The 14263-nt window shown below is 36.3% G+C and carries 13 protein-coding genes; 2 read left to right on the top strand and 11 right to left on the bottom strand.

What is annotated here, in order from left to right; genetic code table 11:
- Position 1 precedes the first annotated feature (1 nt).
- Positions 2 to 1024 (top strand): YihY/virulence factor BrkB family protein, encoded by a 1023-nt coding sequence (locus OMO38_RS06770; RefSeq protein WP_264749448.1) that lies wholly within the window; start codon positions 2 to 4, stop codon positions 1022 to 1024.
- Positions 1017 to 1397, top strand: a complete 381-nt coding sequence (locus OMO38_RS06765; protein ID WP_264749447.1) for a hypothetical protein — start codon at positions 1017 to 1019, stop codon at positions 1395 to 1397. Before OMO38_RS06770 ends, OMO38_RS06765 begins: the two co-directional genes overlap by 8 nt.
- Here OMO38_RS06765 and nhaA read toward each other — a convergent pair.
- The 11 genes from nhaA to OMO38_RS06710 form a co-directional block, all read right to left on the bottom strand.
- On the bottom strand, positions 1394 to 2572 hold the full coding sequence (nhaA, locus tag OMO38_RS06760) for a Na+/H+ antiporter NhaA (RefSeq protein ID WP_264749446.1): 1179 nt from the start codon (positions 2570 to 2572) through the stop codon (positions 1394 to 1396). The two genes, OMO38_RS06765 and nhaA, sit on opposite strands and share 4 nt — an antisense overlap.
- 2 nt (positions 2573 to 2574) lie before the next feature.
- Complete coding sequence (locus OMO38_RS06755; protein ID WP_264749445.1) at positions 2575 to 4779, bottom strand: RelA/SpoT family protein; 2205 nt, start codon at positions 4777 to 4779, stop codon at positions 2575 to 2577.
- 115 nt (positions 4780 to 4894) lie between these two features.
- Entirely contained in the window at positions 4895 to 5260 is a 366-nt protein-coding gene (locus OMO38_RS06750) for a hypothetical protein (RefSeq protein ID WP_264749444.1), read from the bottom strand.
- A 206-nt stretch (positions 5261 to 5466) separates the two neighbouring features.
- Entirely contained in the window at positions 5467 to 7377 is a 1911-nt protein-coding gene (gene acs / locus OMO38_RS06745; RefSeq protein ID WP_264749443.1) for an acetate--CoA ligase, read from the bottom strand.
- A gap of 175 nt (positions 7378 to 7552) precedes the next feature.
- Positions 7553 to 8008, bottom strand: coding sequence for a GNAT family N-acetyltransferase (locus tag OMO38_RS06740; RefSeq protein WP_264749442.1), 456 nt, complete (start codon positions 8006 to 8008; stop codon positions 7553 to 7555).
- Positions 8009 to 8019: 11 nt separating this feature from the next.
- Positions 8020 to 9909 carry an AMP-binding protein gene (locus OMO38_RS06735; protein ID WP_264749441.1) on the bottom strand — a complete coding sequence of 630 codons (1890 nt, stop codon included), beginning with the start codon at positions 9907 to 9909 and terminating at the stop codon, positions 8020 to 8022.
- Between the two features lie 67 nt (positions 9910 to 9976).
- On the bottom strand, positions 9977 to 10342 hold the full coding sequence (locus tag OMO38_RS06730) for a response regulator transcription factor (RefSeq protein WP_264749440.1): 366 nt from the start codon (positions 10340 to 10342) through the stop codon (positions 9977 to 9979).
- 137 nt (positions 10343 to 10479) lie between these two features.
- The gene (locus OMO38_RS06725) at positions 10480 to 10815 is read right to left on the bottom strand and encodes a transposase (RefSeq protein WP_264749698.1); all 336 of its coding nucleotides are present in this window, start codon (positions 10813 to 10815) and stop codon (positions 10480 to 10482) included.
- 15 nt (positions 10816 to 10830) lie between these two features.
- Positions 10831 to 11043, bottom strand: coding sequence for a hypothetical protein (locus OMO38_RS06720; RefSeq protein ID WP_264749439.1), 213 nt, complete (start codon positions 11041 to 11043; stop codon positions 10831 to 10833).
- Between the two features lie 112 nt (positions 11044 to 11155).
- The gene (locus tag OMO38_RS06715; protein ID WP_264749697.1) at positions 11156 to 13855 is read right to left on the bottom strand and encodes an ATP-binding protein; all 2700 of its coding nucleotides are present in this window, start codon (positions 13853 to 13855) and stop codon (positions 11156 to 11158) included.
- The gene (locus OMO38_RS06710) at positions 13848 to 14042 is read right to left on the bottom strand and encodes a hypothetical protein (RefSeq protein WP_047442934.1); all 195 of its coding nucleotides are present in this window, start codon (positions 14040 to 14042) and stop codon (positions 13848 to 13850) included. The genes OMO38_RS06715 and OMO38_RS06710 overlap by 8 nt, the downstream gene beginning before the upstream one ends.
- Between the last annotated feature and the right edge of the window lie 221 nt (positions 14043 to 14263).

The raw sequence follows: 14263 nt of genomic DNA, 5'->3' as shown, positions 1-14263 counted from the left end.
AATGGCAATAAAAGTTCCGGGTTTTCTTTTGAAAGTTCAAGATTTTTTAGATGATATACATATTCCGCTTTTGGGAATATCGCTTTGGCAGTTATTTCAAATCTATTTTGCAGGAGTTTTTAAAGATAAAATAGGAAAGAAGGCTGCGGCAATTTCCTGGAGTTTTACATTGAGTCTTTTTCCGTTTATTTTGTTTTTACTGTCTGTTTTGCCACATATGCCTTTGTATGACAGGCTTCAGTTTTATATTTTTGAAGTGTTGATGCACAATATTTTCCCATCTAACATCGAAGGTGATGTGCGAAGTTATATTGAAAGCAGTATTATTCCCAATATGAAGGGAATCAGTAATTTAACAATTCTTATTGCCCTTGTATTTGCAACCAACGGAACGTTCTCCATTATCAGCGGTTTTAATGAAAATTCTAAAGAGAAGCTCCCTGACGTTAAAGAATTTATTTTATCATTTTTTATCACCATTGGCTTTGTTACCATTGTGTTTTTAGCTCTTTTCGGCGTCTACTATTCCGAAGTTGTTCTGAAGCTTTTTACACCCAAATATAATATTTCGTGGCTCGTCAATAACCTTTCCAAAATCATTGGTTTCGTATCATTTCCGTTGTTCTTTTTCCTGTTACTGACCATGTTTTACTGGCTGGGAACGGTGAAGATTATCAGATTCAGGCAGGCAATTCCAGGTGCGATTCTTACGACGGTTCTGTTTATTTTAACAACATATCTATTTACGCTGTACGTCAAAAATGTTGCACGTTACAACGTGTTGTATGGATCTATCGGAAGTATGATTTTACTGATGATTTGGGTCAACGTAAATGTTTACCTTCTTCTTTTCGGGAACGAGCTGAATATGGCTTTACGTAAACTGAGAGTGGAAAAACTGTTGGCAGACGAACTTAAGAAAGAGGCATCACATTACCAGTCAAAAAATGAAGAACCTAATCTCGACAGTGATGAGGAACATATTCGCAGTATAATTGAAGATATAAAGAAAAAAGATGAGTAAAAATATAAAATTTATTGTATTTATTTTCTGTGCATTGGTAAGTTTGCAGTCGTGTCAGCATATTCTTGATCAGGCTGAGGAAAAGCGCGCACAGGAAAACTTTACGTCTGAGTTTATGGGGAATTATACCGGAAGTTACAGCGGTGATGTCAGCGGTTCACTGGCCATTAATGTAAGAAAAGATGCCAGTGTAGAAGTCAGTCGAGGTGTAACTGGAGGTTCAGATTCATATCTTACTCATTTGATTATGTCATCTTTCAATACAACGACGAAATCTTCCCAGGGTTTTATGCTCATCGGAAATATGCAGACTAAAAAGGGAACCTGGGAAATGGGGAATCTAAAAGGAACATGGACTGTGACTAAAAACTAATCTTCCAAAGTCTCATGATTTTTTGAAGAACTTAAACTTAAAATAACATAACCTGAAACGGCTGCTATAAATGAAGCAATCAGGATCGCGAATTTAGCTTCGTCCTGAATCTGAATTTCTTCTTTAAATGAAAGCAGGGCGATGAAAATGGACATGGTAAAACCGATTCCAGCCAAAAGTCCGACGCCCAGCATCTGAGTCCATGACGAGTTTTGAGGAAGTGAACTGATTTTAAATCTAATAGCAATCCATGAGAAAAGATTGATTCCGATTAACTTTCCAATAACCAGTCCGCAGACAATTCCTAGCCCCAAACCACTGAATAAACCGTTGATCATCCCGCTGTTAAAAGTTATATTTGTATTCGTCAATGCGAAAATTGGCATGATAAAAAAGCTCACAGGTAAATGAAGCTGATGTTCTAGTTTTTCTAAAGGTGAAATTTCGACATCTGAAACATTGGTCGGAATTGAAAATGCCAGAACAACGCCAGCAATCGTAGCATGGATGCCGGAATGATGGAGAAAATACCAAAGAAATATTCCTGGGATCAGGTAAAAAACGATTTTTGTAACTTTAAAATAATTCAGCAGAAACAATAAGACAGATACTCCCAAAGAAAGCAAAATAAATATCCAGTGAATTTGCTCAGTGTAAAAAATCGCAATCACAAAAATTGCTCCCAGGTCATCAACAATCGCTAATGCAGCCAGAAATATTTTAATTGAATTGGGAACTTTTTTACCAAGCATTGAAATTATTGCCAGAGAAAAAGCAATGTCTGTTGCCATTGGAATTCCCCAACCATTGCTGTATTCGGTTCCCAAATTGAAAATTGTGTAGATAATTGCCGGAACCAGCATTCCACCGATTGCTGCAAAGATAGGAAGGGAAGCATTTCTAAAGGAAGAGAGTTCACCTTCAACAACCTCGCGTTTAATTTCAAGACCTACCAGAAGAAAGAAGATCGCCATTAAACCGTCATTAATCCATATAGAGACAGGATATTTTAGATGAAATAAATTAACACCTACTTCCTGATCCAAAAAGTTCTGAAAGTTTTCAGCCAAAGAAGAATTCGCAATTCCTAACGCAATGGCGACACAAAAAATTAATAAAATTCCTGATGACTGACTGCTTTCAAAAAACTTTTTAAAGTAGATACTTAAGTTCATAGTTAGATTCGGATCACCTTAGAAACGCCATCGATATCTTTTAGTTTTTTAAATGTTTCATCAAGTTGGCTTCTGTTTTTCACTTCAAGGTTTATATTTCCTGTGAACACACCGTCGTTGGATTCTATAGACATACTTTTCATATCCATACCCATTGCGCCGCTGATTACAGTAGTAATGTCATTAATCATACCCATTCTGTCAAGACCTTCGATCTCAATTTTAATACGGTTTTTGAAGCTTTCCTCATTGACCCATTTTGCAGGGATTACACGGTAATCGTACTGAGCTCTTAAATTAATCGCGTTCGGACAATTGTCACTGTGTACTTTTATTCCCTCCGAAATGGTGATAAAGCCAAAAATTTTATCTCCCGGAATTACGGTACAGCATTTTGCATAACTATAATTCAGTTTTTCTTCATCTTTCCCGAAAACAATCATGTCTAAATTGATTTCTTTCGGCTCAACATAATGTTGATTTTTGGTAGGTGATTTTCTGAATCTCGAAAGCAGGTTGTTGAATACATTTTTGCTTTCAATATATTTTCTCAGGCTGCTTGCGTCTAATTCATTGGTCTGGAATTTTAAAAATAATTCCTGAGATGTTTTTAGATTGAAAAACTTTTGAAGTTTATTGATTTCTTCGTCGTTAAAATTGATTTTTGCGTGTCTCAATTTTCTGCGGAGAATTTCTTTTCCTTCATCAACTAATGAGTTTTTCTCGGAATTTAAATATCCTTTTATTTTTGATTTAGCTTTGGAAGTCACTACAAAATCCAGCCAGTCAAATTTTGGTTTTTGGTTTTGAGATGATAAGATATCAACCTGATCACCATTTTGCAAAACATAAGAAATCGGAACCAGCTTACCGTTTATTTTTGCTCCCAGACATTTCATTCCCAAATCTGAGTGCACGGAGAATGCAAAATCCAGAGCGGTAGCGTTGGTCGGTAAAATTTTGATTTCTCCTTTAGGTGTAAAAACAAAAACTTCCTTAGAATATAAATTAAGCTTGATATTATCTAAAAGCTCAGAGGTAGAAAGATTCTGTTGCTGTTCGAGAACTTCACGTATTTCTGTTACCCAGTTTTCGAAATTTCTGTCGTCGTTAGTCTGTTTGTATCCTTCCTTATATTTATAGTGGGCAGCAACACCTTTTTCGGCAATATCGTCCATTCTGTCTGAACGGATCTGCACTTCAATCCATTTTTTATCAGGTCCCAACACAGTTAAATGTAAACTTTCATAACCTGTAGAACGAGGTTGGGTAATCCAGTCACGCATTCTTGAGGGATTGCTGTGGTAAACATCCGTAACGATAGAGTAAATTTTCCAGGCTAGAAATTTTTCGTTTTTAGCATCAGATTTATAAATAATTCTAATCGCGTAATTATCGAAAACCTCCTCAAATGAAACTCCCTGCTTCAGCATTTTTCTGTAAATCGATGAAATTGCCTTAGCGCGGCCTTTAATCGTTACATTCAGACCTTCATCTGTCAGTCTTTCTGAAACTTCTTTTTTAAATTCCTCAATATATCGTTCCCGGCTTTCTTTGGCAAGTTCGAGTTTTTGAGTGATTTCATTATAAATATCCGGATTGTTATATTTTAAAGAAAGATCTTCTAATTCAGATTTAATATTGTACAGACCTAAACGGTGAGCCATTGGAGCATAAATATATACGGTCTCGGAAGCAATTTTTTTCTGCTTATCGGGAGCCATGCTCTGTAAGGTTCTCATATTGTGAAGACGGTCTGCGATTTTAATCAAGATCACGCGGAAATCTTCTGAAAGCGTCAGGAGAAGTTTTCTGTAGTTTTCAGATTGTACAGAAATATTCTGATGATTCATGATTGAAATCTTGGTCAGTCCGTTGACAATCCCTGCGATTCTCTCACCAAAAATTTTCTTCAAATCTTCGTAACTGTAATCCGAATCTTCAATAACATCATGCAGTAGTGCACATGCAATAGATGTTGCTCCCAAACCGATTTCTGTTGCTACAATTTTGGCCACAGCAATGGGGTGGTAAATGTAAGGTTCACCGGTTTTTCTCCTTTGGTCTTTGTGTGCGTCTAATGCAATATCAAAAGCCTTTCGGATGAGTTTATTGTTCTCTTCATCCAAAGTTCTGTATGTATTAGAAATCAGGTCTTTATACCTCGCTAAGATTTCTTTATTTTCTTGCTCTAAGTCGTAACTCATTTGTGTAAAAGGCTTTGTTTAAACGAAAATACGAAAAATAAAGTGATTCGTCAATTCCTGAAACTAAAAAATCCGTAGAAAAATTTCTACGGATTCTGGTTATGAGTTTTAGTTTTTAGAATTTCACTTCAGAGTCCATTCCACTGTGCTGTGATTTTTTCTTCACATCCGGACTGTTATGAATCTCTGCCTTGCTCCGGGCGTCGATGTACTTTTTAACGTTACTGTATGATGCCTGACCGATATTCATATTTTCAAATATGTATGTTTTCAGAACGGAATTCTGATGAAATACATATTGTGCTTTTTGTGCCTGTTCGTTATCTTTTATCTCTACACTCGCCATATACTGTGACTGATGATGATCTTCGGTGAGATAAACTATGTAATCAGAGTTTTCAAAACCTGAAGTCTCCAGTTCATTTTCCAATCGCTTATAATCACTGTGGCGTTCAAATAATCCCGCTAAAATGCTTGACATAGTAATTTTGTTTTGGTATTTAAAGATAAAACAAATTTTTAGAATAGCTAATAAAAATTTAATAAAATTTACATTTTATTATTTTATCTATAATAAATTAATAAAAATTAAGATAGTGTCTATTTTGTTTATAATTGTATTTTTTCTGGCAAATATTAAAAAAAAACTGCACTTAGGAGTGCAGTTTGTAATATGAACAACAGAAATTAATTCAGACGTTCGTTTTTAATTTCCTCCACAATTTCAGGATTCAATAGAGTAGAAGTATCTCCGAAATTCGAGAAGTCTCCTTCCGCAATCTTTCTCAGAATTCTACGCATAATCTTTCCTGAACGTGTTTTCGGCAGCCCGGAAACAAACTGAATTTTATCAAGCTTTGCAATCGGGCCGATCTGATCTGAGATCAGCTGATTGATTTCTTTTTTGAGATTTTCTTTCTGACGGCCGGCGCCACTGTCTTTTAAAATTACGAAACCATACAAAGCACTTCCTTTGATGTCGTGCGGGAAGCCTACAATCGCAGATTCTGCCACCGCCGGATGTTCGTTGATGCTGTCTTCAATCGGAGCAGTTCCTAAATTGTGCCCGGAAACAATCACCACATCATCTACACGGCCTGTAATTCTGTAATAACCCACTTCATCTCTCAAAGCACCGTCACCAGTGAAATATTTCCCTGGAAATGCTGAGAAATAAGTTTCCTTATATCTTTGATGGTCGCCCCAAATGGTTCTCGCAATTCCCGGCCATGGAAAACGGATGCAGAGATTTCCTGTCACCTGATTTCCTGTAATTTCGTTGCGTTTGTCATCCATTAGAACCGGCTGAATTCCCGGTAAAGGAAGTGTAGCATACGTCGGTTTGGTCGGCGTAACAAATGGGATAGGAGAGATCATAATTCCACCTGTTTCGGTTTGCCACCACGTATCGACGATCGGACATTTTTTTCTTCCCACATGATCGTTAAACCAATGCCAAGCTTCATCATTAATAGGTTCTCCCACAGATCCGATCACTCTCAATGAGCTTAAATCATGTTTATCAACCCAATCAGCACTTTCTTTGGCTAAAGAACGGATGGCAGTTGGTGCAGTGTAAAATTGAGTGACTTTATGCTTTTCAATCACTTCCCAGAATCTGTCAGGCTCAGGATAGGTTGGAACTCCTTCGAAAATAACAGTGGTTGCTCCATTTAAAAGAGGTCCGTACAAAATGTACGAGTGTCCCGTAATCCATCCGATATCTGCAGTACACCAATAAATGTCATTTTCCTGATAATTGAAAACATTTTTAAAAGTGTACGCCGAATAAACCATGTAACCGGCAGAAGTGTGAAGCATTCCTTTTGGTTTTCCGGTAGAACCTGATGTGTACAGAATAAACAGAGGATCTTCGGCATCCATAATGATCGTTACGAAATCGGCAGAAGCTTTTTCGTACAGGTCAGCCATCCAGAAATCTCTGCCTTCCTTCATTTTTATTTCGTTGTTGGTTCTTTTGACAACCAAAGTTTTTTCTACAGTCGGACATTTTTCTAAAGCTTCGTCGATGATTGATTTTAAATCTAAAATTTTGTTGCCTCTGTAACTTCCGTCTGAAGTGATCAACATTTTTGCGCCGCAGTCATTCACTCTAGAAACGACTGCCGAAGCTGAAAATCCGGCGAAAATAACTGAATGTACTGCTCCGATTTTCGCACAGGCCAACATTGTAACCGCCAATTCTGGAATCATCGGAAGGTAGATGCAGACTCTGTCGCCTTTTTCGATGCCCATGTCTTTCAAAACATTGGCTGTTTTGTTGACTCTTTCATACAGTTCGTTGTAGGAAATATGCTGAGCTTCCTCTTTCGGATCGTTGGGTTCCCAGATGATGGCTGTTTTTTCGCCACGTACCGATAAATGTCTGTCGAGGCAGTTTTTAGTGATATTTAATTTAGCATCTTTAAACCATGTGATTTTTGCTTCATTCATATCATATTTTACCACTTTGCTCCATCTTTGGTACCAAACAAAATTTTGGTCAGCCACTTTATCCCAGAATTTTTTCGGGTTTTTGATTGATTTTTTGTACTCTTCAAAGTAGTGCGGTAAATCTTCTATCACGTAATTTCTCATACTTTTTCTTTTTAGAATTATTTATTTTTTAATTTTTTATTTAAATTGTTTTGTAGTGTTTTAATTTGAACACGAAGGTCACAGAGTTTTTTTTATTCATGTTGCATTTAGTCTCACAGAGCCGTTCCACTTACATAAGCAAAGTGGTGTCTATTTTAAATGAATTTCCAACAATTTAATCAATTTTGAGCTCCATAATTGGTAAAAATCTATCCTTAATTGATGTTTCTATCTGACCTGCTTTTACAAATCCGAAACTTTCATAAAATTTCTGTGCATTTGGGTCGGCATCAAGAATTATTCTTGATCTTTGACTCTGTTTTATTTTTAAAATGAAGTCACTCATTAATAATTTACCAAATCCTTTACCGATATTTTCTGGTGAAACAAAAAGATTGTCCAGTCTCACGCTGTTATTTTCAATTTCGAAATAAGAATAATAAGCAACAGCCGATTGGTTGATAACTAATTTATAAACTTCATTGTTTTGGATATATTCTGAAGTGATGGTTAGTAAATCTGACCACTCATCCATTTGTTTATCGGAATATCCCCAGTAAGCCTTTGATCTTTTTGTAATTTCGGTTAAAATCTTGTCGTCATCGGAATTTGCTTTAATAATTTCTGTCATCACAATTAAGTTTATGAATTTCTGTATTGCAGAATCTTCTCCTTTAATTCCTCAATAATCATTTCATCATCAATGGTCGACGGAATCTGAAATTCTTTACCATCAATAATCGTTCTGATCAGTTTTCTTAAAATCTTTCCTGAACGGGTTTTTGGAAGTCTTTTTACGACCATCACAGATTTTAGAAAAGCCACTGCGCCAATTTTTTCTCTGACATTTTTAATAATTTCATTTTCAACATCAGTTTCAGAAATTTCGGAACCGTTTTTTAAAACAACCGTTGCAAAAGGAACCTGTCCGCGTAATTCATCATCAATTCCGACTACGGCACATTCCGCGACATCAGGATGCGAGGAGACAATTTCTTCCATTTCTGAAGTTGAAAGTCGGTGGCCTGCAACATTGATGACATCGTCCACTCTTCCGGTGATGAAAATATATCCGTCTTCATCTTTTATCGCACCGTCTCCGGAAAAATAATAACCTTTGTACTGAGATAAATAACTTTTCTCAAAACGCTCGTAATCATTCCAAATTCCCAGCATTGCACCGGGCGGAAGCGGAAGTTTGATAACTAAATATCCTTCTTTATGCTCATCCAATTCATATCCATTTTCATCAAAAATTTTGATATCATATCCTGGAATCGGTTTCCCTGCGGAAGCTCTTTTAATTTTATAATTATCATCAAAAGTTAATAAACCTAACATCGGCGAGCCGGATTCTGTCTGCCACCAATGGTCGATGGCGGGAACACCGATGTGTTCTTCAAACCAATCCAAAGTAGCAACATCGCATCTTTCGCCTGCCAAAAACTGCTTTTTAAAATAGGTTAAATCATATTTCTTTACCAGTTCGCCATTCGGATCTTCTTTTTTAATCGCTCTGATGGCTGTAGGAGCCGTAAACATTGCGGAAACTTTGTACTCAGAAATAATTCTCCAAAAAGTTCCTGCGTCGGGAGTCAAAATTGGCTTTCCTTCAAAAATGATCGTTGTGTTTCTGTTGATTAAAGGTCCGTAAACGCTGTAACTGTGACCGACTGCCCAACCAAAATCGGAAGCCGCCCAAAATGTTTCACCCTGTTCAATTCCATAGATGTATTTCATGGAAAATTTCAAAGCAGTTGCGTAACCACCGGTATCTCTCGTAATGCCTTTTGGTTTTCCGGTAGTGCCGGAAGTGTATAAAAGATAAAGCGGATGATTCGATTCCACAGAAACACAGTATGCAGGCACAGACTTTTCAACCAACTCTTCGTAATCGATGATGCCTTCAAACATTTCATCCTGATTGTCGACTAATCTTCTGTTAAAAACGATTATGTTATCGACTTTATCCTGTGCCAGTTCGATTGCCTTTTCCACCAATGGCAAATAGGGAATTCTTTTGGAAATTTCAATTCCCGCAGTGGCTGTAATCAACGCTTTTGGTTTGCAGTCATCAATTCTAACGACCAGTTCGTGCGGTGCAAAACCTCCGAAAACTACATTATGAATCACGCCGATTCTTGCACAAGCCAACATCGCAAAAAGCGTCTGCGGAATCATCGGCATATAAATGACTGCGGTATCGCCTTTTTTTAAACCTAAAGAAACCAGTCCGCCTGCTAATTTTGAAATCTCTTTTTTAGCGTGATTAAAGGTGTATTTTTTCTTCTGATTTGTGACCGGAGAATCATAAATAATTGCAGTTTCTTCTCCAAAACCGTTTTCAATATGTTTGTCAATGCAGAGATAAGATATGTTGAGTTTTCCATCCGCAAACCATCGGGTGTAATCATTTGCGTCCTTTGAAATAATCTGATTTGGAAATTCAAACCAAGAAATTTCCTGAGCCTGTTCTTTCCAGAACTGCTCTTTGTTTTCTATGCTTTGCTTAAATAGATTATCTGTGTTCATAATTTGTTGTTTTTAAAACACGAATTGCACTAAATCATTTGTGCAATTTTATTTATGATATTCGTGCTTAATTAATCAACAGTTCCTCAATCTGAGAAATCAGTTTTTTAATCGAGTACGGTTTTGTTACGTACGCGTCAGCTCCCATTTCCAGGCCTTTCTCAATATCTTTCGGATTGTTTTTGGCGCTGAGGAAGAGAACTTTTGTATTGTCTAAATTTTCATTCTTTTTAATTTCTTCCAGAGTGCTGTAGCCGTCAAGATTGGGCATCATAATGTCGAGTAAAATCACATCTGGAACAATGGTTTTTAAAAACTCCAAAACCTCGGTTCCGTCTCTGGCGATAAAAACTTCGTAACCGATTTTCCGGAAACTGTATTCCAGAGACATTAATATCTTGTGTTCGTCGTCAGCGATTAAGATCTTTTTCATTGTGTATTTTCTTTATGATTCAACTTCATTGTTTTTTTATGTTGGTGAACCCGAAGGGTTCAATTTTAATAGCCGTAAGTGAAACCTAGGGAATATGAATCTTCATTCGGATCAAAACAACCCGGTAGGGTTGAATTTTAAATAATTTCACCTTCAAATTTAATCCCGTTTTCATTCAATAACCTTTTAAATTCTTCCATGAACGTCTCTTTTTTGTGATGTTCTTTTTGATTCTTAATATAATTTATAAGAGTTTCCTTTTCTCTCACCGATATTGTAAATGCTCCATAGCCTTCCTGCCATCCTTCGAACTCATCAAATAATCCAGATTCTTTCATCCACAGGTTTGATGCTACTTTAATATCCTTTACCAAACTGCTGAGATTTAAATTTGGATGTAAGTCACATAAAATATGAATATGATCTGGTATGCCATTAATTCCGTATAATTTACATTTTTTATTGTTTAAAATGCCGAAAATGTATTTTTACAGTTTGGTTTCATTTTTTTCATTAATCGTTTGTTTTCTATTTTTTGTTCCGAAAACAATATGATAGAATATTTGTTTGTATGTTCCCATTTGTGTGTTTTTTTGTCGAACCCTGTCGGGTTCGTTATTTGTGTTTTTCAATTTCCATGGGTTTCCACCCACGGCTATTGTTGTTGAACCCTGTCGGGTTCGTTGTTTTGTGTTTTTCAATATCCATGGGTTTCACCCACGGCTATTGTTGTTGAACCCTTCGGGTTCTTATCTGTTGCTTCCAATATCAGGTTTGGCTTAGCCGAATCTCGTGCCTCGATTTCATCCAGGGCTACTTTTCGGGTTCTGCGTCATTATCTGTCATTTTTATGATGGGTAACGTGATGGTAAACGTCACACCCAATCCGCTGTTTTCTGCTTTTATGGTTCCGTTGTGGGCTTCGATAATTCGTTTGGAAATTGCCAGTCCAAGGCCGCTTCCGGTAGGTTTGATAATGTTTTGATTTTTAGACTGATAAAATTTATCGAAAATCATTTCCAGATCTTCTTCGGGAATATTTTTCCCAGTATTGAAAATTTTAATAATCAAATTATCATCTTTTTCTGAAAGTTTCGTCTGAATTATTCCCTGTTCATCAGTAAATTTAAGTGCATTTCCCAAAATATTCTGAAACAATTGGATAAATCTCGCTTCATCGTATTCAAACTGGTAATGCTTCAATAAATCAACTTCGCTGACATGGATAAATTTCTGCTGAATCAAATGCAGGATAGGGTTTAAAGCCTTTTTATATGTTTCGATAATGTTATTTTCCTGAATGTTTAATGCAATTTCTCCGTGCTGAAGCTTGTCCAGATAAAGGATATCATTAATAATCTCGCTCAAACGGTCAGACTCTGTGATGATATTATTTAAAAATTCTCTTTTAATATCTAAAGGTATATCGTCGTCATCGGCTAAAATTTCCCCTGCCGAACGTATTGCTGTAATTGGAGTTCTCAGTTCATGCGCAACAGAATCCAGGAAATCATCCTTCTGACGGTCTTTTACGATGAGATTTTCATTGGCGGCACTGAGGTCGTTCGAAAGCTGTTTTAGTTCTTCAGATTTCTCGGTCAGTTTTTTATTCAGCGTGATATTCTCTTTTGATTCTTCCAAAATATTTAAAACTTCCTTCAATGAAATTTTATCTTCCTTGGTTACGCCTTCAATCAGAATTTTTGCCGAAGCAGTCCCGATTCTTCCTGCCAAAAGGTTTTCAGAAAATTTAATAAATCTGGAATCGGCGGTTTCGGTTTGTGAATCAATATTGTATTTGATATTGAAGATCCGCATGGCCTGTTCAGTTTTCTTTTTGCCTAAAAAACGTTCCAGAATATTTTGAATATCAGAAACATAAGCAGTTCCACGCCAAATGAAAGCATTTTCGTGGTTTTGAATATATTTATCGATATCAACATACAATTCGGCAAAATTTCTTTCACGGTAATTTCCTTTCATACTCACGGAAAGTATGGTAAATAGGGCAGTGTTTACCAAAATTGACCAAAAGAAAATTTCAGGAATTTGGGTTAAAAATGAAATGTCAAAAAACTGAAAAGCATTATACAAATCTCTTAAAACTCCCTTCAATTCAGAATTGTAGGAAAAATAATACTGCGGAATAATCAGTCCGAAATAGCAAATAATTAATCCAGCTAAAAGTCCGGCCACTGCGCCCTGATAACTGCCTCTTCGCCAGAATATTGCTCCAAAAAATGCAGGTGCCAATTGAGCAATAATGACAAATGAAATCAGTCCGACAGAATCTAAAGAAGTTTTTAAAATGAAATATTTATAAAAGGCAAAAGCAACTATAATCAACCCGAAAATCGAGAATTTGCGGATGTTCGTAATGTTTCTTGTATTTTGAACTTCATTTTCAGCTTTAAATTTCCCCAATAAACCATAAGGAATAATTAAATTGTTTGAAAGCATAATAGACAGAGTAATCGCCGAAATAATAATCATTGAAATACATGAACTCAAACCTCCCAAAAACACCAGAACAGTAATCAAAGTATTGTCAAAATGTTGCGGAATGAGAATAGAGTAGAACTCGGGATTCACGTTTTGTCCGTTGAAAATCAATCTTCCGCCCCAGGCAATCGGGAAGATGAAAATCGTAAATATTAAAAGGTAAAGAGGGAAAAACCAGATTGCAGTTTTGATGTGTTTTTCCTGTCTGTTTTCAACGATTGCGGTGTGAAACTGTCTCGGTAAAATACAGATGGCTGTTCCGGAAATCATGCAGAGAACCATCCAGTTCATCGCGCCTTCAATTCCGTTAAATGTATTTTTTGCTTTAAAATCAGGGAATTTGCTGGCTTTTTGATAGAGGTCTGAAAATCCGTCAAACGCATAATAGATAACGAATAATCCCAAAATAATAATGAAGAATAACTTCAGGAAGCTTTCCAAAGCAATGGCAGAAATAATTCCCAAACGTTTTTCTGAGGCATCAACATACTTTGTTCCGTAATACGATGAGAAGACAGCTATTAATATAACTACAAAAGTTCCGCTGTCCGTTAAAATATTTTGAGAAAATTTAGTTTCTGTAACTAAATGAAAAGTCTCGGAAATTGCTTTGATCTGCAATCCAATGTATGGAATAATTGCAAACAGACAAACCAGAGTGATGATTGCACTGAAACTACGGCTGTTTCCATATCTTAATGAAATGAAATCTGCCAAACTGCTGATTTTATTAACTCTTGAGATGCGGACGATTCGGGTATTAATGTAAATCCAGGCCGGAATTACCATGATCGGACCAATGTAAATCGGTAAATAATTGAGTCCGCTGGTCGCTGCCACGCCGATACTTCCATAATACGTCCATGCGGTGCAGTACACAGCAAGCGACAGCGCATAGATGTAGGGATTATTGATCCAGATTTTACTCTTTTTCTTCTCTGCCAAATGGGCAACTAAGAACAAAAGTGCGAGATAAATAAGGACAACGATAAATAATGCGAAACTACTCATCATATTTTTTTACGATTACAAAAGAAATAATGATGGAAATCATCCAGACTGCGAAGAAATAAACAAGAATCATCGGATATCCAAAAACTTCCCTTTCACTGTTAAACAACAATGAAATAGGAATGCTGAACGCAATCAAAAGACCTACGCTCAGAATGATCAGTTTTTGTTCGTGACGCTTTTTCATAAGTGATTATTGATGAATGATAATTGATTGATTCGAATGTTTAAAGTTTTTTTTAATTCAATTTTAATAAAAAATTTAAAATAATTCTGCTTTTCTCCAACCTTAAAAGAGAGAAAAACTTCTATCTAAAATTACTACTATGTCATCCTGAGCTTGTTGAAGGAAGATTCAAGGGTTATGATTTTCGGTCAATTTTTTATTAAAAACGATAATTGATGAAC

The sequence above is a fragment of the Chryseobacterium kimseyorum genome (assembly GCF_025971945.1).
GTDB lineage: Bacteria > Bacteroidota > Bacteroidia > Flavobacteriales > Weeksellaceae > Chryseobacterium > Chryseobacterium kimseyorum.
Note: the sequence above shows the minus strand (reverse complement) of the source record. Positions and strands in the feature narration are given on the sequence as shown.